The following is a 20,873-nucleotide window of genomic DNA, read 5'->3' as shown; positions in this document are numbered from 1 at the left end:
TAAAAGTGCTCAAATATACCTCTTTTTTGTCTCAGGTTGCTTTTTATAAAAAGTTTCCAGTCAAAAAGAAATGTAAAAAAATAGAGACTAACCAACCCTTATGGGCCAGTATGTCTCTATAAATCACTTAACAAAGGAAGTCCTTATTCCATCCAATTTGTATGGAATACGCCTTCTTTATCAACACGTTGATACGTGTGAGCACCAAAATAGTCGCGCTGAGCTTGCAACAGATTTGCTGGAAGTGTTTCAGTACGGTAGCTGTCATAGTAAGCAATTGCACTTGCAAATGATGGTACAGGAATACCACGCTCAATCGCCACTGCAATGACTTGACGTAACGCCTGTTGATAGTTCTCTACAATATCCTTGAAGTATGGATCTAATAAAAGATTCGCTAGTTCGGAATCACGGTCGTAAGCATCTTTGATTTTCTGTAAGAATTGAGCACGGATGATACAGCCGCCACGGAAAATCATCGCAATATTTCCATAACGAAGGTTCCAGTCATATTCTTCAGATGCAGCACGCATTTGAGCGAAGCCTTGTGCATACGAGCAAATTTTACTCATATATAATGCTTTACGAACCGCTTCAATTAATTCTTCCTTGCCGCCATCAAATGATTTAACCTCTGGTCCTGTTAATACTTTACTTGCTTTAACACGCTCTTCTTTCATTGCCGAAATAAAGCGAGCGAATACTGATTCTGTGATAATTGGAAGAGGTACACCTAAATCTAAGGCATTTTGGCTTGTCCACTTACCAGTACCTTTTTGACCAGCAGTATCTAGGATGACATCGACCATTGGTTTACCTGTATCTTCGTCTACCTTTGTAAAGATATCTGCAGTAATTTCGATCAAGTAGCTGTCTAATTCGCCTTTATTCCATTCAGAAAATACATTATGAAGTTCTTCAGCACTTAAGCCAAGAATATTTTTCAAAATGAAATACGCTTCACAGATTAATTGCATATCTCCATACTCAATTCCATTATGAACCATTTTCACATAATGACCTGCACCGTTGGGTCCAATATAAGTACAACATGGATCGCCCCCAACTTTAGCTGAGATCGCTTCTAAAATAGGCTGGACTAATTCATATGCTTCTTTATTCCCGCCAGGCATAATGGATGGTCCTTTAAGTGCTCCTTCTTCTCCCCCGGAAACACCTGTTCCAATAAAATGGAAACCAGCATTAGCTAATTCTTTGTTACGTCTAATTGTATCTTGGAAGAATGTATTACCACCGTCGATTAGGATGTCTCCTTCCTCTAGGAATGGTTTTAAAGAGTCGATTGTTGCATCAGTTCCAGCACCAGCTTTAACCATTAGTAAAATCTTGCGCGGTTTTTCTAAGGAATTCACAAATTCCTCCACTGTTTTAGCCCCAACAAAATTCTTTCCTTCGGCTTCGTTCTTTAAAAAGCTCTCTGTTTTATCATAGGAGCGGTTAAAAACAGCAACAGAATAGCCACGGCTTTCAATATTTAGTGCCAAGTTTTTACCCATAACTGCTAATCCAACTACACCAATTTGTTGTTTTGACATACTATCCCTCTTTCATTATTGTATTCTTTATAGATAACCATATTCTTACCCTAATGACAATAAAAAAGTGCTTTTTTTAAAATATTATCAGGTTTTTCAGTCTAATTAGGGATGGCCCTAAGCGTGTCATCCCTTTCTATATCCTAGCGCTCCAAAAAGAAGTGTTCGGCATTATCATAGCAAATATTCCGAACCAATTTTTCCATATGTTTCAGATCATTTGGCGCTAAGCCCTTTTCAACCCAATCACCAAGGATGTTACATAGAATTCTACGGAAATAATCATGACGTGCATAGGACAGGAAGCTGCGAGAATCTGTTAACATACCAATAAAGTGGCTTAATAAACCAACATTCGCAAAATCCTTCATTTGTCTTTCCATACCATCGATATGGTCAACAAACCACCAGCCCGAACCTAGTTGGACCTTTCCAGGAATACCCTCTTCATAGAAGTTCCCCATCATTCCTGCTAAAACAACATTATCTTTTTGGTTCAAGTTAAATAAAACAGTCCTTGGAAGTGCATTTATTTGATCAAGGGAATCAAGGAAACGAGATAATCCCTCCGCCATATTAGCTTCTCCAACTGAATCAAATCCTACATCCGTTCCGAGCAGCTCTTTCATTCTTGTGTTATTATTCCGCATAGCCCCCATATGAAGCTGCATAACCCACTGCTTTTCAGCATACATTTTGCCAAGTTCTTTTAAGAGGAAAATGCGATATGCAACCAATTCTTGATTTGAAAGTTCTTCACCGCTTACACGTTTATTGAAAATGACTTCAACTTCTTCTTTGGTTGATTCTACATATTCCATTTTTTGAATATCATGGTCAGAGGCACGGCCTCCATTTTCATGAAAATACTCTACTCGTTGTTTTAATGCTGCTAAAAATCCATCTAAGGAATCCGTCTTCACGCCTGAAACAGCCGCCAATTTTTCAATCCAGCTTTTGAAAGTTGGACGTTCAATAAAGAGTGCACCATCAGGACGGAATGTTGGAGCAATCATTGTATTAAAAGTTTCATCATTTTTTAGTAATTGATGATATTCTAAAGTGGAAATTGGATCGTCAGTAGTTCCGATAAACTTTACGTTCGATCTCTCAATTAACCCTCTTGCACTGAATTCAGGCTTCTGTAATTTTTCATTACATTCTTCCCAAATTTCACGAGCGGTTTCAGGACTTAAAACTTTATCAATTCCAAAGAACATTTTTAATTCTAAGTGTGTCCAATGATAAACAGGGTTGCCAATTAAATGAGGAACGGTTTCTGCCCACTTTTCAAACTTTTCCCAGTCACTAGCATCACCGGTAATGTAGCGCTCGCCAATGCCGTGCATACGCATCGTTCTCCACTTGTAATGGTCTCCGCCTAGCCATATTTGTGTTATATTTTCATAAGACTTATTTTCCCATACTTCCTTAGGATCTAAGTGACAATGAAAATCAAAAATAGGCGCCTCAGCTGCAGCATTTTCGTAAAGCTTAACAGCCGTCTTTGTATTTAATAAGAAGTGTTGGTCCATAAAACTTTTCAATCAAAGTCCTCTCCTTTAAATTAAATTTATATTGTTAGCTTGCCCACTGTAACCCCTTACAGAATTACTAATAAATCTTTTCTTAGTAATAATTACTCACATACTTCTTTAATTTGTTTAATAAACAAATTAACTACATTCATAATTTATCACGTTTAATATGTTTAGTCAATTAACTATTTAGGAATTAATTGAATAATAACAGTCATTTGTTACCTATAACTGATATAATAGAAATATACATAAAGGCAAATGCCCGAAATGGAGGATATAAATGGTTACCGGTGATGCGGCATATATAAAGAAAATTAATCGTTCTCTCATTATAAGAGAAATAATTAAAGAAGGAATGATATCAAGAGCAGATTTATCCAAGGCCACTAACCTGACGAGAGCAACCATCTCTGCCCAAGTGGCAGATCTATTAGAAGAAGGGCTCATTATAGAAACGCATCTTGAGCACTATACCGTTGGCAGAAAACCGATTATGCTTTCTTTAAACGGACAGGCTGGTTATGCACTTGGAATTGATCTTGATTATGAAGAAATATCATTTACCATATCAGATCTTCTTGGTTGTCCAATCTCATCAAATAGTGTCAAAATAAATACTACAGACTATAAAGAGATTCTTTTGCTGCTTATTGAACAAATCAAAAAATTCAAAGCTGATTTTAATGAAAGCCGCTATGGGATTGTTGGTATTGTTATTGCGATTCATGGTTTGGTATCAAAAGAAGAGATCATCCACTATGTTCCACGTTTGAAATGGCATGAGATGGACTTAAAAAGTGACCTGGAAAGAGAAATCGATATTCCAATTCATCTTGAAAACAACGCCAATCTCAGCTCATTTGCAGAGCGTGTATTTGTACATCATGAAACAGACAATTTATTATGCGCAACCCTCTATTCAGGAATCGGTCTTGGCATGATGATGAATAATGATTTTTTCCGAGGACATGAAGGGTATGCAGGTGAAATTGGTCATATGATTGTCGTTCCTGGAGGTAAACAGTGTAATTGTGGAAATAAAGGATGCTGGGAAAAATATGCCTCAGAATCAATGATTTTTCGACATCTGTCCGAAATTAGACAAATTGAGAATTTAACTTATGAACAAATCGAAGATTGGATAAATGAAGGCGATGAAGAAGTACTTGATGTAATGGAGCAATTTGTTTTCTATTTATCCATTGGTTTGAATAATATGATTAACATGTATAATCCCGATGTAATTGTGCTTGATAGTAAACTTCTGAGTATTTATCCGGATTCTCTCAAGAAAATAAGTGATAATCTGAACTCATCTATCAGCCATTACCGTGAATTAAGGATCTCATCCATTGGCAGGAAGTCAAGCATTCTTGGAGCCTGCGCCCTTGCAATCAAGCAATTTCTCGAGGTTCCAATGTTAAATTTACCTTTTCTTTTGAAAACAGTAAAAGATGAAAGCGCCGTCATTTGATATAATCCTTAGAAAGACACAAGAAAAGACGTATGAATTTGCATACGTCTTTTCTTTATTTATCTTTGTGATGCATTATGGTGAACCGTACCATAATAGAGGCAGCTTTTTTATTTCTGCTCAACTTTAGACAAGGCAGTACCAAAGTGATGTAGCGGTGTCCGAAGTCGTGTGAACTTTGGACATGGAAAAACTAAAAAGGCATGACTGTGTCCGAAGCCAAGTGAACTTTGGACATGGAAAAACTAAAAAGGCATGTTGGTGTCTGAAGCCAAGTGTACTTTGGACACCGGAAAGCTATAAAGGCATGATAGTGTCCGAAGCCAAGTGAACTTCGGACATGGGAAAGCTAATAAAGCTTGATGGTGTCTGAAGTCGTGTGAACTTTGGACAACGTAAAGCTATAAAGGCATGATGATGTCCAAAGCCAAGTGAACTTTGGACATGAGAAAGCTAAAAAAGCTTGATGGTGTCCGAAGTCGTGTGAACTTAGGACATGGGAAAACTAAAAAAGCTTGATGGTGTCCGAAGTCGTGTGAACTTTGGACACTGTAAAGCTATAAAGGCATGATAGTGTCCGAAGCCAAGTGAACTTTGGACATGGGAAAGCTATAAAGGCATGATGCTGTCCGAAGCCGAGTTTGTGTCTAACATGAGTGCAGTTCAATTACTAGCAGTTTTCCTTTTTTATATACCGTTACCGATAACGATGCCAATAGAATTGTCATTTCGGCACGTATTTTAAAAAAAGCACTTTAATAAAACCCCCTTCCAGCTACAGCAGGAAAGGGGTTTTCTGTTTAATCATTTTATTAAGCGCTTAAACTATCGTTAGTTTTTGGTTTATTTTTAAGTTCATTAATAATTCTTTTATAAAGATCCTCTGTTAAATTATAAACAACAATTAAAACAACAGCTGCTATTAAATTTAATCCGGCTGGAACAAGGAACATAAGCCCTTTGATTCCAAGTAATGTTCCGGCAGTTTGCTCTGCATTCGGAACGTAACCGATTAAGCCAAGGGCAACACCAGGAATAAAACCAGCTAGAGCTTGTGCTAATTTACGGAAAAAGCTGTAACTTGAATAGACGATCCCTTCCGTCCGTTGTCCTGTTTTCCATTCATGATAATCAACGGCATCTGCAACCATTACCCATGGTAATCCCATAGCGAAGCTTAGACCTAAACTTCCAATTGAAAGTAATGCAAGGAAAGCCGGTACACTTGCTGGTAATAGAAAGTTCAAGGCATCTGCGACAATTCCAATTAAAAGACCCATGATGAATGTATTCTTCTTTCCTAACCTTTTAACAAGTGCTGGAATAAAAAACGAACCGATGACGGCGATTCCAATACTAGTAAAAGAAAGCAATGACATAAGACCTGTGTTCTTTAAATTATACTGCAAGTAATATAACTGAACAGCCGTACGCAGGTTACTTGCGGCTACCATAAACAAGCAAACGAAACAAAGAGCAATTAATGGTCTGTTACTAAGCAATAATTTGAATAGTTTTGACATCGGAACTTTTTCTTTTTCAATTTTAGGTTCCCTTATTACATTCTCATTGGTATTGCGGTAGCAAATATAGTGGAAGATGACCCCAACTAATGCCATAGATGCGATTCCCACAGTGTATCCTAATTTTTGGTTTGGAAAATAGAGAACAATTGGGATTACAACCATTCCAGATATAAGCATTGCAAACTGGCTGCCAATAGCTCTAAAAGATCCAAGAGATGCACGGTCCACAGAATCTTGTGTCATAGAGGCCGCGAGTGAACCATAAGGAATATTAACAATAGAATAAGATAACCCAAATGCCATATAGGTGATAAACGCATAAACAATTTTTCCGGTGCCTGAGAAATCCGGTGCCATGAAGGAAATGACCGTCATAACGGCAAGCGGAATTGATCCAAATAAGATGAACGGCCGGAACTTACCTCGTTTCCCAACCTTTCGTTTATCTACAAAGGCTCCAACAGTGGAATCTGCAAACGCATCAAAAATTTTCGAAATTAAAAATACTAATCCTCCCCAGTAAGCCGAAATCCCTAACACATCGGTATAAAACTTAAGCAAATAAATTTGGCCCATGTCAAACATAAATCCATTTCCGACATCGCCTAATCCATATGAAACTTTCTCTTTTAAGGTCAATTTTTTTGAGCTATTATTCCCCATCGTGTCCACTCTCCCTCTAGAAGTTAAATAATTGTCTAACCTGTAACCCTTTTCAAAACCAGCAAAAATAAACCATAAATTTTTTGTGAATATCAACATTTCTATTAGTTAGTTTACTAAACTAATTAATTACATTGTTAGAATACACCTGTCGACACATTTCGTCAATAAAAATTTGTAAGCGTTTTTTAATAGATTATCAAAATTTGAATGTTGTCGTTTACTATTAAACCTATTTATTGTTTTTTATAAACAAAAAAAAGATAGCTAAAGGATCTTAGCTATCTTCTCTCTGATTATTTATCTAAAACTTAATGTCTACCTTTTCTTTTCTCAGCTAAATCAACTGTAAGCTGTGCTGTACGTTTTTTGTTTAAAGGATAACAGAACACTATAATTAAGAACACAATAGCCAATGTGATGGCAGGTACTAAAGTTGCTAGTGTGTGAATTCCTTGAAGAGTTCCAGATGTTTGGTGTTGAAGAGTGGCATTATATCCTACTGCTGCAATCACAGCACCACCTAAGCCTCCAGCAACAGCTTGTCCAATTTTACGTGCCATTGAGTAGATGGAGTAAACGGTTCCATCTTCACGGAGACCAGTTAAATACTCATGATAATCAATTACGTCTGTAACGAAAGCCCAAATAACAAGGTTGAAGATACCATAACCAAACATGGCAATTGATAATACTCCGATAAATTGTGTTGCTGTTAAATTTGGAAGTAAATATAAGAGAGCATATACTAAAGTTGCAAGTAATAAACCACCTGAAGCCACTTCTTTTTTACCGAATTTTGCAACTAATGGTTTTACCATTGGCATACCAATAAATACAGCAACCGATTGAATAAGTCCAACCATACTTAATGCTTTCGCTTCACCAAAGTAATCTTTAAATAGGTAAACGTTTACAGTACCAATCAACATGAAACAAACCATAAACAATAAGGAAGCAATAAGGAACCAAATTAACGGTCTGTTTTTGACAAGGCCTTTCATTGTTACTCCAAAGTTCATCTTTGGTTTTGTTGTTTCATCCATCATAATGCGCTCAATTGATAATTTATAACAAGCAATATAACAAGCAAGTGCAAGTACAGCAAAAATAATTGCGCCTAGTAAGAAGTGATTAGCATCTGCTTTATTGTTAACAAACAAAATCATAGGACCAACTACGTTAATGATTAAACCTGCTAAGTTCCCACCCATTGCTCTCCAGCTTGATAGGGTTGTCCGTTCAACCGGATCACCTGTGATAACAGATGCCATTGATCCATAAGGAATATTAACAGTACTATACAAAGTTCCCCATAAAATATACGTTACATAGGCGTAAGCCAGATAAAATCCATTAGACATACCAGGGATGTGTACAAACATTAACACACCGACAATAACGAGTGGAAATGACATTCTTAAAATCCATGGTTTAAATTTTCCATTTATCCCAGCTTTTCTTGTATCAATGAATCGTCCCCAAGAAACGTCTGCTACTGCATCCCACAAACGTGCGACTAGGAATAGTCCACCGACTGTAGCCGGATTCAAATGATAAATATCCGTATAGAAAACCATTAAGAAAGACGCTACTAGAATAAAGAAGAAATCATTTCCCCAGTCACCAAACATATAACCAATTTTATCCTTCATACCAAACTTTCTAAATGAAGTAGTTTGATTTGTCTCTACTTTTCGCATCGCTTGACCCATTTTTTTCCCCTCCAAAATAACTATTCTTTAATATTGAATTTTTTGACTTGTAACCCTTTCCAAAACAACCGAAAAAAATATAATTGCATCTCGAGATTCCATTAATTAGTTTAATGAACTAACTAATTAATGTACCCTTATCTTATCATCCTCAATTATGCGCGTCAACACATTTTTGTAAGCGTTTGATTGATTACTTTTTTCCAATTTTACAATGGCTCATTAGTTCACTGGCTTCTCCATTTCACTTAATGTTCATGAACGTCACCAATTGTTCAATCTTGCCGAAAGATATTTTTACTATAATTGAAGTGATAAGTAATATTAACTACAAAGGTCGTGATCTTGCATGAAAGAATTACTATATGTAACAGCCAACCCGAAAGGTTTAGAGAAATCAAAAGGGCTTAAAATTGGAGAAGCGTTTCTAGAAGCAGTTCTTGAGGAACGTCCAGATATAGAAATCAACAGAATCGATTTGTTTGCCTATGATTTTCCGCAAATGGATGCTGATTTGGTGTCAGCACGAGGAAAGTTGGCCGGTTATGGTTATACCCTCGATCAGCTTTCAGCTCCAGAAAGAGAAAAAATAATGAAGATGCACGCTCTTGCAGATGAGTTTATTACGTATGATTATTATGTGTTTGTTTCCCCTATGTGGAATTTAAATTCCCCTGCTGTTCTCAAAGCTTATATTGACAATTTATTTATTTCGGGAAAAACTTTTGCCCATACTGCCAATGGTCCTAAAGGTCTTTTATCTAACAAGAAAGCGATTCATATTCAAACAAGAGGCGGCCAGTATACCGGGACACCAATGGAGGAATTGGAGTCGGGTGATCGATATTTAAAAATCGCTCTTCGCTTTTTAGGAATTGAGGTAAGTGGGTCAGTTGTCGCAGAAGGTTTTGATTTAAATCCACAAAAAGTACCTGAACTTCTTGAACAAGGCAAAGTTCATGCCCGAATGGCAGCCAGAGAATTTGTGAAAGAATTGGTTCAAGCATAATTACGACCAAGATAGCTTCCTTTTTGAGGGGGCTTTTTTTATTCACAGATTGTTTTCCTAACTGTTTAGTTATAGATATCAACTTTATAGTATAATTGGAATGCTTTGTCATTTATCTAACTATAGTGGCAAAAGCATTCAAGTTTATTTCATTTTAGGAGATTCCATATGCTTAAAGAATTCATCTCAAATGCAGCACTCTTAATTGCTTCTTTTTCTCTTATGGGTGTTTTATTTAAAGATAAGCCATTATATCCCACATCACCATTCTCCACAAAACTCTCCTGGGGGATCTGTTTTGGCATTCTTGGTAATGTTTTAATGTCGTTTTCATTCCAAGTAGGTCCTGACATTTATGCAGATTTGCGCCACTTAGCAATCGTTATTGCCGGTGCTTTTGGCGGGTACATACCGGCACTTATTGCCGCAGCATTAATCTCTATAGGAAGAATTTGTTTATTTGGCTTTAACAATTCCGCTCTCCTACCTGCTGTTGGAGCATTAGTGACTGGAGTTGTTTGCGGTGTGATCTCAAAATTAAACATTCATCGTACATTAAAAGCTTTTACCATGAATCTATGCGGGTTACTAATTATATCGATTGTTTTTATCATACGCATTGAAGATGCAGCGGTCCTGAAAAATGTGTTATCCCTGCATTATCTCATCTCATTAGCAGGAGGGTTGTTTGGCTATCATTTTTTTGTGTTTGTCGTCGATTCGAATGAGACTCAACACCAATTAAAACATAGCCTTTTCAAGGTAAAAGAAACCGAAGAACGGTTCCGCTTACTGGCAGAGTATTCAAGTGACATGATTACCATGCATAATGATCAAGCAGAGTATATATACATCTCCCCTGCTGTAAGAGAGGTCATTCATTTCGAATATCCTGAGCTTTTAGGAAAAACATTGGAGACCTTTATTCATCCAGACGATGTCGAACGAACAAATAGTATGTTTCAAAGGGCTCTACAAGAAGGTTCTGCTGAATCTACTCACCGTTACCGTTCAAAATTTGGTGATTATATTTGGATAGAATCCACTTTAAAAAGTGTGCCTTATCAAGAAGAAGGTGAGAAGAAGGTCATTATTGTTTCAAGAAATATTACGAACCGAAAACTGACTGAGCAAAAACTCCAAGAAGCAAATGAGCTTCTTAACCGATTATCTTATATGGATGGGTTAACAGGGATAGCGAATCGTCGATATTTTGATGAAACCCTTCTTAGGGAATGGGCCAAAGCGCTTAACCTTCAAACACCCATTACTTTGGTTATGTTTGATATTGATTATTTTAAAAAATACAATGATACATATGGTCATTTAAAAGGAGATTTTTGTTTACAAAAGATTGCCCAAGCCATTAACGATTTGTTTCCAGAACCTTCAAACTGCACATTTTGCCGGTACGGCGGCGAAGAATTTGCCTTAATTCTGCCATATAGTAATGGTGAGAACGGTTTAGAAATAGCACAGCAAATTAAAGAAACGGTTCAGTCCCTGAAAGTCCCGCATAAAAGTTCAGAAATAGCGGATATTGTCACTTTAAGCATTGGGATTGCATCGATGTATCCTACTAAAATAAATCATCCCGATTCATTAATTAAAGCAGCTGATTCATCCCTATATCTTTCTAAAACAAGAGGCAGAAATACCATCTCAATCAACGAACTTTCCTGGAAGGATTTTAGCTGACCTTTCAGTTTTTTTAATATAAACAACTTTAATATTTGTTTTATCAAAATATTTTGCGAATTTTGTTGTAACTTGCCAAAATAAAATGTAAAATTTTCCTATGAGCTCATTATGGATGGTGAGAAAATGGAAATCACGAAACACCTTTTCTTCAATCTTTCTCTTATGATAATTTTACTATTTTTCGGTTTAATATATCTTGAAAAAAGCAAAAAATTCTCGCTATCGAAGCCTTCTTTTATAATTTTATTTATAGTAACGATTTGGTTATGTATCCAATTTTCCTATACACCCATTTCATACGCAAGATTTGATTTACGAATGATCCCGCTTGTTGTTGGCGGTTTATATGTCGGTATTGGTCCCATTCTAATGGCAGCCATGATTATTATCCGCAGCTTTTATGGGATTAATATTGGCTTTTGGCAAACGCTGGCGCTTTATATTCCAGTTGGATTGATCCTATGGCGGCTACACCCTTGGTTTTATAAACAAGCACCTGCCCGGAGAATAGTATGTACCGTATGTTTGGGAATGATCCTTGGGATCCTGACAGTGTTAGGAATGAGCTTTGATGATGAACCGCTTAATCTTGTGGATGCCTGGTTTGCATATCTTGTCATTCCTTCCTTAGGTATTGCGATTATTTCATATGGGGTTGAATTTATACGAAAAACGAACGAGATGCAGCAGGAGCTTATTAGAACGGAAAAATTAAAGGCTGTAGAGCAAATGGGAGCTGCCATTTCCCATGAAATTAGAAATCCATTAACAGCTGCGAGCGGATTTGTTCAGTTGCTGCAAGACGATTATTTATCTAGGCAAAAAAGAAAAGAATATCTGGCAATTGTTAAGGAAGAGTTATTTTCAGCTGAAAAGGTCATTCAGGATTACTTGACGTTCGCAAAACCCTCACTTGAATCTCTTGAAGAATTAAATGTAAAAAGCGAACTTCGGCAAATTATCAGTATTCTACAGCCGTTAGCCAACCAAAATTCAGTCGAAATCGTAACTGATTTTTCCATCATTGGATATATCAAAGGAGACGGGCAAAAATTTAGACAATGCTTTGTAAACGTATTGAAAAATGCCATTGAATCAATGCCGCATGGTGGATATTTATATGTTTCAACTGAATATAGCCAAGATGAGGTAACCATCAAAGTACAGGATACAGGAGTAGGGATGAATTCCCAGCAGCTAGACCGGCTCGGGGAACCGTTTTATTCCACCAAAGGAAAAAATGGCACTGGCTTAGGCATGATGGTGGTTTATAGCATTGTCAGAGCCATGGATGGATCGATATGGGTGGAAAGTGAAGTTGGCAAAGGAACTATTTTTCACTTTGAATTCCCAACCCTGCCAATCAACGGAAAATGAACAAACCGACAGAATTTAGAATCTGTCGGTTTATTCTTTCTACGCTAAACAGGTACTTGCGCTTTTCTTACTTTCCAATAAACATTTGCGACCAGTTTTTTCCTGTTTGCTCAAATCCTACGCCAATATGGGTGAAATTGGCACTTAAAATATTTTTACGGTGACCTTCACTGTTCATCCAAGCAGTTACAACTTCTTGTGGTGTTCGTTGTCCTTGGGCAATGTTTTCACCTGCAGACTTATAGGTAACACCAAAATCTCTCATCATGTCAAATGGAGAACCGTAAGTCGGACTGGTATGTGAAAAGTAATGGTTTTGCTGCATATCCACTGCCTTCTTCTGAGCTACACCACTAAGCTGCGTATCTGCTTTTAACGCTGGCAGACCATTCTTAGTTCTTTGTTGATTGGTAAGAGAAATGACTTGTTGAACATACTGACTAACGGTACCCGAGGTTGCCGTATTATTTTGATTTTGTGCAGCACCACTTGGTGCCTGTGTCTGCTGCTGTCTAGGTACAGGCGTTGCCTGCTGGGCAGGTGCTTGGTTTGGTGCCTGCCGTGTGGTTTGCTGCTGCGCAGGTGCTGGTACTGTATTCGTTTGTCCTGGTTGAATAAATCCAAATTGAAACCAGTTTCTTTGTCTAGGATCGATGGTAATATACTGATATTTGGCATCCCTAATTAAAACCGCTTGTGTATGTGGATATTGACTGCTATTTAAGTTTGTTTGATATGCGGAAATCATGTCATCGTTATTTCGTTTAACTTTTCGCTTATCATTGAACAGATTTGTATCTAAATCAGGCTCATTATTGTTACGGTTTGAATAATCCTCTGTTAGTGGCCCGTTATGATCAATTCCATTGTCCCGGCCATTACGAACATTTAAATTTCGATAATCCCGATCATTTGTATCCATTCCTACTCGATTCGTGGTCCGATCATTTATATCATTTCGGTCATTATTAGTACAAGCGGCCAGTCCCATTGTAAGAATAGCCGTTAACAGTAATCCAACCGGTTTTTTTATCACTGGTAATACCCCCTTTTTAAGATGTTCTTGCTTTTTTAGTGTTGATTTTTTCAGGAAAATTATATTTGGTAAAGTCTGAAAAGAAACAAAAAAATTGACAGGAGTTTCCTCCTGTCAATTTTTTCAAGCATATAATTTTGATTCTTCTTTTTGGAAAAAGCTTTTCATCGCATGGAAAACATCTGCTTTTTGTTTGAGTATATAATAGCGGAACTGTTCGTCTTTGATGTTTTTATAGGCTGACATTAATGTGGAATGGCGGTTATATTGATTTACTTCTCCGTAACCGAACATGTTCGATACTTTCATTAACTCTTCAACTAACTTCACGCACCGGGCATTATCGGATGTTAAATTATCACCGTCAGAAAAGTGGAATGGATAGATGTTGAACTTCCGTGGATTATACTTAGCGTCAATAATTTCTAAGGCTTTTCGATAGGCGGATGAACAAATGGTCCCACCGCTTTCACCTTTCGAGAAGAAGTCTTCTTCTGTGACCACTTTTGCCTCAGTATGATGTGCAATAAATTCAATTTCAACCGTTTCATATTTTGTTCGCAAGAAACGTGTCATCCAGAAGAAAAAGCTTCGTGCCATATATTTTTCCCATATTCCCATAGAACCGCTTGTATCCATCATTGCAATGACAACAGCTTTAGAATCAGGTTTTACGACTTCATTCCAAGTCTTAAACTTTAAATCATCCTTATAAATTGGATGGAAGGCAGGTTTCCCACTCATCGCATTTCGTTTAAAAGCAGACATCATCGTCCGTTTTTTATCGATGTTCCCCATTAATCCTGTTTTCCGGATATCATTGAACTCAATATTTTCAACGAGATGTTCTTGTTCTTCTTTCTTCTTTAGGTTTGGCAGTTCTAATTGCTTAAATAGTGCTTCTTCTAGCTCCATTAAAGATACTTCTGCTTCAAAATAGTCTTCACCTGCTTGATCCCCTGCACCTTGACCCTTGCCTGGTGCCTTTTGCCCGCTGGAACCGTCCCGCGCTACAACGTCACCGACTTGACTCTCACCGTCACCTTGGCCCACGTGTTTGTTTTTGTCATAATTATAACGAATTTTGTATTCGTCTAATGAACGAATTGGAATTTTTACCACATCGCGACCATTAGACATTATAATACTCTCTTCTGTAATTAATTCGGGAAGATTGTTGCGAATTGCCTCCTGGACTTTTTCTTGATGGCGCTGCTGGTCATCGTGGCCTTTACGGTGGAGGGACCAATCTTCTCTAGAAATCACAAATTGATGGTTATCGACAGTCACTATAAACCCCTCCTTATTAAATTAAAAATTTACTCCATACTGCACAATTTTTTTAGCTAATACATAGAATAACGCGAATGAAAAAATTCAATTAAATGATGGATTACTTTATCCTATGCAGAAGCAGCGAATAATTTACAAATAATTTTGACAATTGGTTGATAGCCTACTAATTGGACAAGATTATCACATGGGTAATCTATTTATTGGAAAAAAAGAGACTGACAGTTTTTTCTCTGCCAGTCCGTGCTATTTTAACCCAGATTATCTGTTTAACAAGCTTCCAACATAACGTAGTAATTCATTTGCTGATGTCGAATTATAACCATGTTCGTCAATTAAACGAGCGACAACATCATTAATCTTCTTCAATTGCTGCTCATCTGGGGTCTTGGAGGAAGTTGTAATCTTAACAACGTCCTTAAGATCCGCAAATAATTTCTTTTGGATTGCTTCTCTGAGCCTGTCATGAGAATTGTAATCAAATCGCTTCCCTTTTCGGGCAAAGGCTGAAATCCGGATTAATATTTCCTCCCTAAAGGCCTTTTTAGCATTTTCGGAGATGCCAATCTGCTCTTCAATCGAACGCATAAGCTTTTCATCTGGATTAATCTCTTCCCCTGTTAATGGATCACGCAGTTTTGCTTTATTGCAATAGGCCTCCACATTATCAAGGTAATTATCCATTAATGTTTTAGCTGATTCTTCGTAAGAGTACACAAATGCCTTCTGCACTTCATTTTTCGCAATATTATCATACTCTTTTCGCGCTAATGAAATATAATTCATATAACGATCACGAAGTTCAGCTGTAATAGATGGATGCTGGTCGAGTCCGTCTTTTAACGATCTTAATACATCCAAGGCATTAATGGCTGGTACCTCTTTACGTATAATCGTTGAGGATATGCGATTGATGACATAACGAGGGTCTATGCCGCTCATGCCTTCATCTGGATACTCGCGTTTCAGTTCTTCAACATCGGCCAAATTGAATCCTTCTACATTCTCCCCGTCGTAGAGACGCATTTTTTTCAGAAGATCGATATCCCCTTTTTTAGGCTCCTTCAAGCGGGTTAAAATCGTGAACATTGCTGCAACCTTTAATGTATGCGGTGCAATGTGAACGTCCGAAACATCACTCTCATTAATCATTTTTTCATAAATTCTTTCTTCTTGCGAAACCTTTAAATTGTAAGGAATCGGCATTACAATAATCCTCGAATGAAGAGCTTCATTTTTCTTATTGGAAATAAAGGAGCGGTATTCAGTTTCATTGGTGTGAGCAACTATCAGTTCATCTGCACTAATGAGCGCAAACCTTCCTGCTTTAAAATTCCCCTCTTGGGTTAGTGATAATAAATGCCAGAGGAACTTTTCGTCACATTTTAACATCTCTTGGAACTCCATCATCCCACGGTTTGCCTTGTTTAATTCCCCGTCAAAGCGATACGCTCTCGGATCTGATTCAGAGCCATATTCTGCAATGGTTGAGAAATCAATACTTCCTGTTAAATCAGCTATATCCTGAGATTTTGGATCAGATGGGCTAAAGGTTCCTATCCCAGTCCGCTTATCTTCAGAGAAGAATATTCTTTCGACTAAAACATCTTCAATTCTACCGCCATATTCCTGTTCTAGGCGCATCATATTCAATGGTGACAAGTTACCTTCAATCCGGATGCCGTACTCCTCAAAGAAGTCAGCTCGTAAATGATGTGGAATAAGGTGCAATGGATCTTCATGCATCGGGCAGCCTTTGATGGCAAAAACGGAGCCTCTGTCTGCACGTGAGTAATTTTCTAACCCTCTTTTTAACATGGTAACTAGGGTTGATTTACCACCGCTCACCGGGCCCATTAAAAGTAAAATCCTCTTCCTAACGTCCAGCCTTTTGGCAGCCGGATGGAAGTATTCTTCAACAAGTCTTTCAAGTGACTCTTCTAAGCCAAATAATTGATTACTAAAGAAATTGTACTGCTTCGTCCCTTTAACTTCTTCAATTCCTGCATCCCTAATCATATTGTAAACTCGAGAATGTGCAGATTGTGCTACCCACGGCTTTTCCTTCAACAACAATAAATAGTCAGCGAATGAACCTTCCCAGCGCAGTTTTTCCTCTTCTTCACGAAAGCTCTCGATTTTTTTTAAAATATCCATATGGCCCTCCCCCTGTAGGTTATCAGAGACGATTAATATACTCTATGCACTAAAAGACTTGAACATGCGTAACCATTTCGAGATATTGTCTATCTTTTTTATTTCAATAAAAGGAATATTGCTTTTTCATTTTAAAATCTTAGGCTATAATAAAATTGTATGTGTCAGAAATGCGTCCGTTTAGCGGATTCTACCTAATTAAAAACGGGACAAAGGGGGCAGTACATAACATGCATACTTTCATTGTTATTTTAGTTATGGTTGCGTTTTTGGCAGCCATCTTCACAGCGGGGTATAACGACAAGCCGGGGACTAATAAGTAATGTTTAACGACTAAAAAAGACTGCCATGCCGGCAGTCTTTTTTAGTGTAAATCAAGTTTATTTTTTTGAATAAACTCTTTCATATACATTCTGGTTGGTTTGGAGAGCATATTGGCAATTTGTTCAGTCCATCTATCCTTTCTTTGCCCATTTGTTCTAGTCTGATAGTAATTTGAAATTAACTGGTCATAATCATCGAGCTGATGATTAAATCTCTCCATATCCTGCTCATATTCATCCTCATGATAAACATGTGCAAAAGGCAGTCTTGGCTTTTTATCGGTAAGATGTGCCGGGTAGCCCACGGCAAGGCCAAACAATGGAATAACTCGATCTGGTATGTTTAAAAGCCTTTTTACTTCCTCTAAGTGATTACGAATTCCACCTATGTAACAAATTCCTAATCCAAGAGATTCTGCAGCTACGGCAGCATTTTGTGCAGCCAAGGATGTATCAATCAATGCTACCATGAATTTTTCTGTACTTTCTAGAGTGGCTGTTACCTGCTTTTGTTCCCTCTTACCAACTACCGTATGACGGAAAAGATCGGAACAAAAAACAAAAAAGTGGCCATTTTTCTCCACATATTCTTGGTTTCCTGTCAGTTCGGCTAGTTTCCGTTTTTTTTCTTTATCCTTCACACCAATAATGGAGTATGCCTGAATGAAACTCGATGTAGCTGCGGCTTGTGCACAGGAAACGATCGTGTTAATTTGCTCGTCGGATAATGGCCTGTCCTCAAACTGACGGATCGAGCGATGATTTAGGATGGTTGCGATGACATCATTCATAACAAATTCTTCCTCCCGTTTTAACAAGCAGGAGGCCTTATGTTGGCCCCATGCTTATTTTAGTTTTGGATAATCCTGCTGGCGTAAAGCTTCATAAATCAGAATTGCTGCTGTATTGGATAAATTTAAGGAACGAATCTTTTCATTCATTGGAATCCTTAAAGCTGTATCGAGATTTTGTTGAATAACATCCGTAGGAAGTCCTGTTGTTTCTCGGCCAAAAATAAAATAATAATCTTTAGACAGATCACTATAATCAAAACCAGTAAAATCCTTTTTTCCCAATTCCGTTAAATAAAAAAAGGCACCACCAGCATTCTTTTCGTAAAAATCATCCAGCGACTCATAATAAGTGATATTTACATGTTCCCAATAATCTAAACCTGCCCTTTTTAACATTTTATCATCTGTGGAAAATCCTAAAGGGCGGATTAAATGTAAATGAGTACCCGTACCTGCACAAGTCCTAGCGATATTTCCTGTATTAGAAGGTATTTGTGGTTGATAAAGAACAACGTGTATAGCCAAAAAATTCACCTCATATCAAAACTATAAGGGCAATTATACCATTCTGACCTATGCTTTCAAGAATCATTCATCAATGATCGAATAAAACTTATATTTGATATTTGGCGTATAGGCAGATGAATCCTCATAGGCCCAGTAACGCATCCGGCTATTATAAGTATGGGCATTCACTAAAGGCATTCCGTTAGCGTCCTTTCCTGTAACAAGAGTGTTGTGATTGAATCTTCCATCCCCTTCAAAATCATAACAAATGACATCTCCCAATTTTAACAGATCCGGGCTGCTGACTTCTTTTGCCCGAAGACCGATTTTAGAATTGGATAAATATAGCCTCAATGAATGAGCTACAGCCCAGCTATAACTCCAATTATTAGATTGCAGCCACCAGCCCGCATCCCGCTTTGGATAACCTCTCATGGGTGCTCCCCCGGCTTTAAGACATTGAGAGATAAAGTTGGTACAATCATTCTGAAACTTTTTATAAGCAGGATTATAGCTATTCCACCAGCGTTCTGCGTATTGAACTGCTTTTAATCGATCGTATGCATAGCTTAGCCTTTCAGTATGATCCTCTAAGTCCAAATGATTAAGTTCCGTTTCCGGGTCATTTTCCGATTCAAGAATTGGTCTAATTTCCTCATCCATTACTAACGCATTTTTGTAAAACTTGGCTAACCTATCTTCCATTTCCTCTTCCATATAAAGAATTCCATTTTGTTTGATTAAATATTGATAATGGGCTTGGTATTTGATTGTTTGAAACTCATCCTCCACGGACTCTTCTATAATCTTTCCTGCCGCTTTTACTTTTACTATCTCTGCTGAGCGATTGGCTAAACAAGCTTGTTTAGTCTCTGCCTTTGGAAAAAATAACTTTTTGCTACGTTTATCAGAAACAAATTGATTTACCCTTTTATCAAATAAGTCTTGAAGTAGTTGTCGCAAACCTATCCACCCCTTTCCCTTCATACATATGATAGCAGGTGGCATTTAACTATAAAAAAAGAGCAAACCATTTGGTTTGCCCGCTAGTTGTTATAAAAATTTAAGCCTTTTTCTATTTCTGCTTGGACCTCCATGTCTGTCTCGAGTTCCTGGGCTCTTCTTAATGCTGCAAAAGCTGATTCACCGCCAATTTTCCCAAGCGCCCAAGCAGCAGTTCCTCTTGAGACTGAACTTGCTTCAGTCTCTAATACTTCAATCAATTCAGGAACCGCACTTTCATCCTTAAAATGAGCTAAGGCAATAATAGCATTCCGTTGAATTGGTTTTTTTCCTCTCCAAGCCCCAGATACAGAGCCAAACCTTTTTTTAAATTCACGATTGCTTAATTTTAGAATCGGTTTTAATAAAGGTTTTGCCACTTCTGGATCAGGTGTCATTTCTTCATGGAAGTGAAAATTAACTCCTTTGTTAATCGGACAGGCGGTTTGACAAGAGTCACACCCATAAACACGATTCCCTATTTTATCTCTAAACTCATCAGGGATAAGCTCCTTTGTTTGTGTTAAAAAGGAAATACAGCGATTGGCATTAATCTGACCGCCTTGGATTAATGCCCCTGTTGGACAGGCATCTATGCATTTACTACAAGAGCCACACTGGTCTTCTATCGGTGTATCCGGTTCAAAAGGGATATTGGTAAGCATTTCGCCCAAATATACGTATGAGCCAAATTCAGGGGTTATAATGGAGCAATTCTTCCCGCTCCAGCCGATACCCGCACGCTCTGCTACAGCCCGGTCCGAAAGTTCTCCTGTATCAACCATTGATTTTACCTTAGCATCAGGAAGTTTACGTAAGATAAATTCTTCAAGTTTGTTGAGACGGTCGCGAAGTATATGATGATAATCCAGCCCCCATGAAGCCCTGCTAAAGATCCCTCTTCTTTCTCCCATTTTACTCTCGACACGGGTTGTCATTTTCGCAGGATACGCAAGTGCAATGGAAATAATCGACTGTGCGCCTTCGAGCAGTAATGACGGAGTAACCCGTTTATTTATATCAGGTTCTTCGAAACCGGATTGATAGCCCAGTTCCTGTTGTCTCAGCAAACGTGTTTTTAATTCTGTAAACGGGTCCGCGGTAGTAAATCCAATTTTATCTATACCGATTTCTTTACTATAAGCAATCAATTCTTTTTGTAATACTTGAACATCCATAGATTCTCCTCCTCTCAACGA

15 protein-coding genes are annotated in these 20,873 nt (G+C 37.7%); 4 read left to right on the top strand and 11 right to left on the bottom strand.

All coding sequences use genetic code 11. The features are described 5' to 3' along the window. Nucleotides 1-143: 143 nt before the first annotated feature. Together gndA and uxaC are read right to left on the bottom strand one after the other, a co-directional pair. On the bottom strand, nt 144-1,556 hold the full coding sequence (gndA, locus tag L1999_RS05440; protein ID WP_235742624.1) for an NADP-dependent phosphogluconate dehydrogenase: 1,413 nt from the start codon (nt 1,554-1,556) through the stop codon (nt 144-146). A gap of 143 nt (nt 1,557-1,699) precedes the next feature. Beyond that, nucleotides 1,700-3,103, bottom strand: coding sequence for a glucuronate isomerase (gene uxaC, locus L1999_RS05435; protein WP_235742623.1), 1,404 nt, complete (start codon nt 3,101-3,103; stop codon nt 1,700-1,702). 274 nt (nt 3,104-3,377) lie between these two features. On the opposite strand from uxaC, the gene L1999_RS05430 reads away from it, so the two are divergent. Further along, a complete protein-coding gene (locus tag L1999_RS05430; protein ID WP_235742622.1) occupies nt 3,378-4,571 on the top strand; it encodes an ROK family transcriptional regulator in 1,194 nt (397 codons plus the stop codon). An 812-nt stretch (nt 4,572-5,383) separates the two neighbouring features. On the opposite strand, the gene L1999_RS05425 is transcribed toward L1999_RS05430, so the two are convergent. Together L1999_RS05425 and L1999_RS05420 are read right to left on the bottom strand one after the other, a co-directional pair. After that, the gene (locus tag L1999_RS05425) at nt 5,384-6,760 is read right to left on the bottom strand and encodes a glycoside-pentoside-hexuronide (GPH):cation symporter (protein ID WP_235742621.1); all 1,377 of its coding nucleotides are present in this window, start codon (nt 6,758-6,760) and stop codon (nt 5,384-5,386) included. Nucleotides 6,761-7,071: 311 nt separating this feature from the next. Further along, a complete protein-coding gene (locus L1999_RS05420) occupies nt 7,072-8,475 on the bottom strand; it encodes an MFS transporter (RefSeq protein ID WP_235742620.1) in 1,404 nt (467 codons plus the stop codon). Nucleotides 8,476-8,824: 349 nt separating this feature from the next. Between L1999_RS05420 and L1999_RS05415 the strand changes: the two genes are divergently transcribed. The 3 genes from L1999_RS05415 (at nt 8,825) to L1999_RS05405 (ending at nt 12,562) form a co-directional block, all read left to right on the top strand. Continuing rightward, nucleotides 8,825-9,484 carry an FMN-dependent NADH-azoreductase gene (locus L1999_RS05415; protein ID WP_235742619.1) on the top strand — a complete coding sequence of 220 codons (660 nt, stop codon included), beginning with the start codon at nt 8,825-8,827 and terminating at the stop codon, nt 9,482-9,484. Between the two features lie 168 nt (nt 9,485-9,652). Further along, nucleotides 9,653-11,182, top strand: a complete 1,530-nt coding sequence (locus tag L1999_RS05410) for a diguanylate cyclase domain-containing protein (RefSeq protein WP_235742618.1) — start codon at nt 9,653-9,655, stop codon at nt 11,180-11,182. A 126-nt stretch (nt 11,183-11,308) separates the two neighbouring features. Further along, nucleotides 11,309-12,562, top strand: a complete 1,254-nt coding sequence (locus tag L1999_RS05405; RefSeq protein ID WP_235742617.1) for a sensor histidine kinase — start codon at nt 11,309-11,311, stop codon at nt 12,560-12,562. Between the two features lie 67 nt (nt 12,563-12,629). On the opposite strand, the gene L1999_RS05400 is transcribed toward L1999_RS05405, so the two are convergent. The 7 genes from L1999_RS05400 to queG all read right to left on the bottom strand — a co-directional run bounded on the left by L1999_RS05400 (nt 12,630) and on the right by queG (nt 20,852). Further along, nucleotides 12,630-13,598 carry a CAP domain-containing protein gene (locus L1999_RS05400; protein WP_235742616.1) on the bottom strand — a complete coding sequence of 323 codons (969 nt, stop codon included), beginning with the start codon at nt 13,596-13,598 and terminating at the stop codon, nt 12,630-12,632. 123 nt (nt 13,599-13,721) lie between these two features. After that, nucleotides 13,722-14,891 (bottom strand): sporulation protein YhbH, encoded by a 1,170-nt coding sequence (yhbH, locus tag L1999_RS05395; RefSeq protein ID WP_235744261.1) that lies wholly within the window; start codon nt 14,889-14,891, stop codon nt 13,722-13,724. Between the two features lie 261 nt (nt 14,892-15,152). Next, nucleotides 15,153-17,048: a PrkA family serine protein kinase gene (locus L1999_RS05390; RefSeq protein ID WP_235742615.1), complete on the bottom strand. Its 1,896-nt coding sequence runs from the start codon at nt 17,046-17,048 to the stop codon at nt 15,153-15,155. Between the two features lie 364 nt (nt 17,049-17,412). Beyond that, nucleotides 17,413-18,162, bottom strand: coding sequence for an oxygen-insensitive NADPH nitroreductase (gene nfsA, locus L1999_RS05385; RefSeq protein WP_235742614.1), 750 nt, complete (start codon nt 18,160-18,162; stop codon nt 17,413-17,415). Between the two features lie 54 nt (nt 18,163-18,216). Then, entirely contained in the window at nt 18,217-18,690 is a 474-nt protein-coding gene (gene trmL / locus L1999_RS05380; RefSeq protein WP_235742613.1) for a tRNA (uridine(34)/cytosine(34)/5-carboxymethylaminomethyluridine(34)-2'-O)-methyltransferase TrmL, read from the bottom strand. A 63-nt stretch (nt 18,691-18,753) separates the two neighbouring features. Further along, nucleotides 18,754-19,635: an amidase domain-containing protein gene (locus L1999_RS05375; RefSeq protein WP_235742612.1), complete on the bottom strand. Its 882-nt coding sequence runs from the start codon at nt 19,633-19,635 to the stop codon at nt 18,754-18,756. Between the two features lie 83 nt (nt 19,636-19,718). Further along, the gene (gene queG / locus L1999_RS05370; protein ID WP_235742611.1) at nt 19,719-20,852 is read right to left on the bottom strand and encodes a tRNA epoxyqueuosine(34) reductase QueG; all 1,134 of its coding nucleotides are present in this window, start codon (nt 20,850-20,852) and stop codon (nt 19,719-19,721) included. Between the last annotated feature and the right edge of the window lie 21 nt (nt 20,853-20,873).

It is taken from the genome of Neobacillus drentensis (genome assembly GCF_021560175.1).
Taxonomy (GTDB): domain Bacteria; phylum Bacillota; class Bacilli; order Bacillales; family Cytobacillaceae; genus Neobacillus; species Neobacillus drentensis_A.
Note: the sequence above shows the minus strand (reverse complement) of the source record. Positions and strands in the feature narration are given on the sequence as shown.

What these genes read in the sequence shown, in the direction of transcription:
- gndA (WP_235742624.1), bottom strand. Translation starts at nt 1,556, where the DNA reads ATGTCAAAACAACAAATTGGTGTAGTTGGATTAGCAGTTATGGGTAAA.
- L1999_RS05430 (WP_235742622.1), top strand. Translation starts at nt 3,378, where the DNA reads ATGGTTACCGGTGATGCGGCATATATAAAGAAAATTAATCGTTCTCTC.
- L1999_RS05425 (WP_235742621.1), bottom strand. Translation starts at nt 6,760, where the DNA reads ATGGGGAATAATAGCTCAAAAAAATTGACCTTAAAAGAGAAAGTTTCA.
- L1999_RS05420 (WP_235742620.1), bottom strand. Translation starts at nt 8,475, where the DNA reads ATGGGTCAAGCGATGCGAAAAGTAGAGACAAATCAAACTACTTCATTT.
- L1999_RS05415 (WP_235742619.1), top strand. Translation starts at nt 8,825, where the DNA reads ATGAAAGAATTACTATATGTAACAGCCAACCCGAAAGGTTTAGAGAAA.
- L1999_RS05410 (WP_235742618.1), top strand. Translation starts at nt 9,653, where the DNA reads ATGCTTAAAGAATTCATCTCAAATGCAGCACTCTTAATTGCTTCTTTT.
- L1999_RS05405 (WP_235742617.1), top strand. Translation starts at nt 11,309, where the DNA reads ATGGAAATCACGAAACACCTTTTCTTCAATCTTTCTCTTATGATAATT.
- L1999_RS05390 (WP_235742615.1), bottom strand. Translation starts at nt 17,048, where the DNA reads ATGGATATTTTAAAAAAAATCGAGAGCTTTCGTGAAGAAGAGGAAAAA.
- nfsA (WP_235742614.1), bottom strand. Translation starts at nt 18,162, where the DNA reads ATGAATGATGTCATCGCAACCATCCTAAATCATCGCTCGATCCGTCAG.
- queG (WP_235742611.1), bottom strand. Translation starts at nt 20,852, where the DNA reads ATGGATGTTCAAGTATTACAAAAAGAATTGATTGCTTATAGTAAAGAA.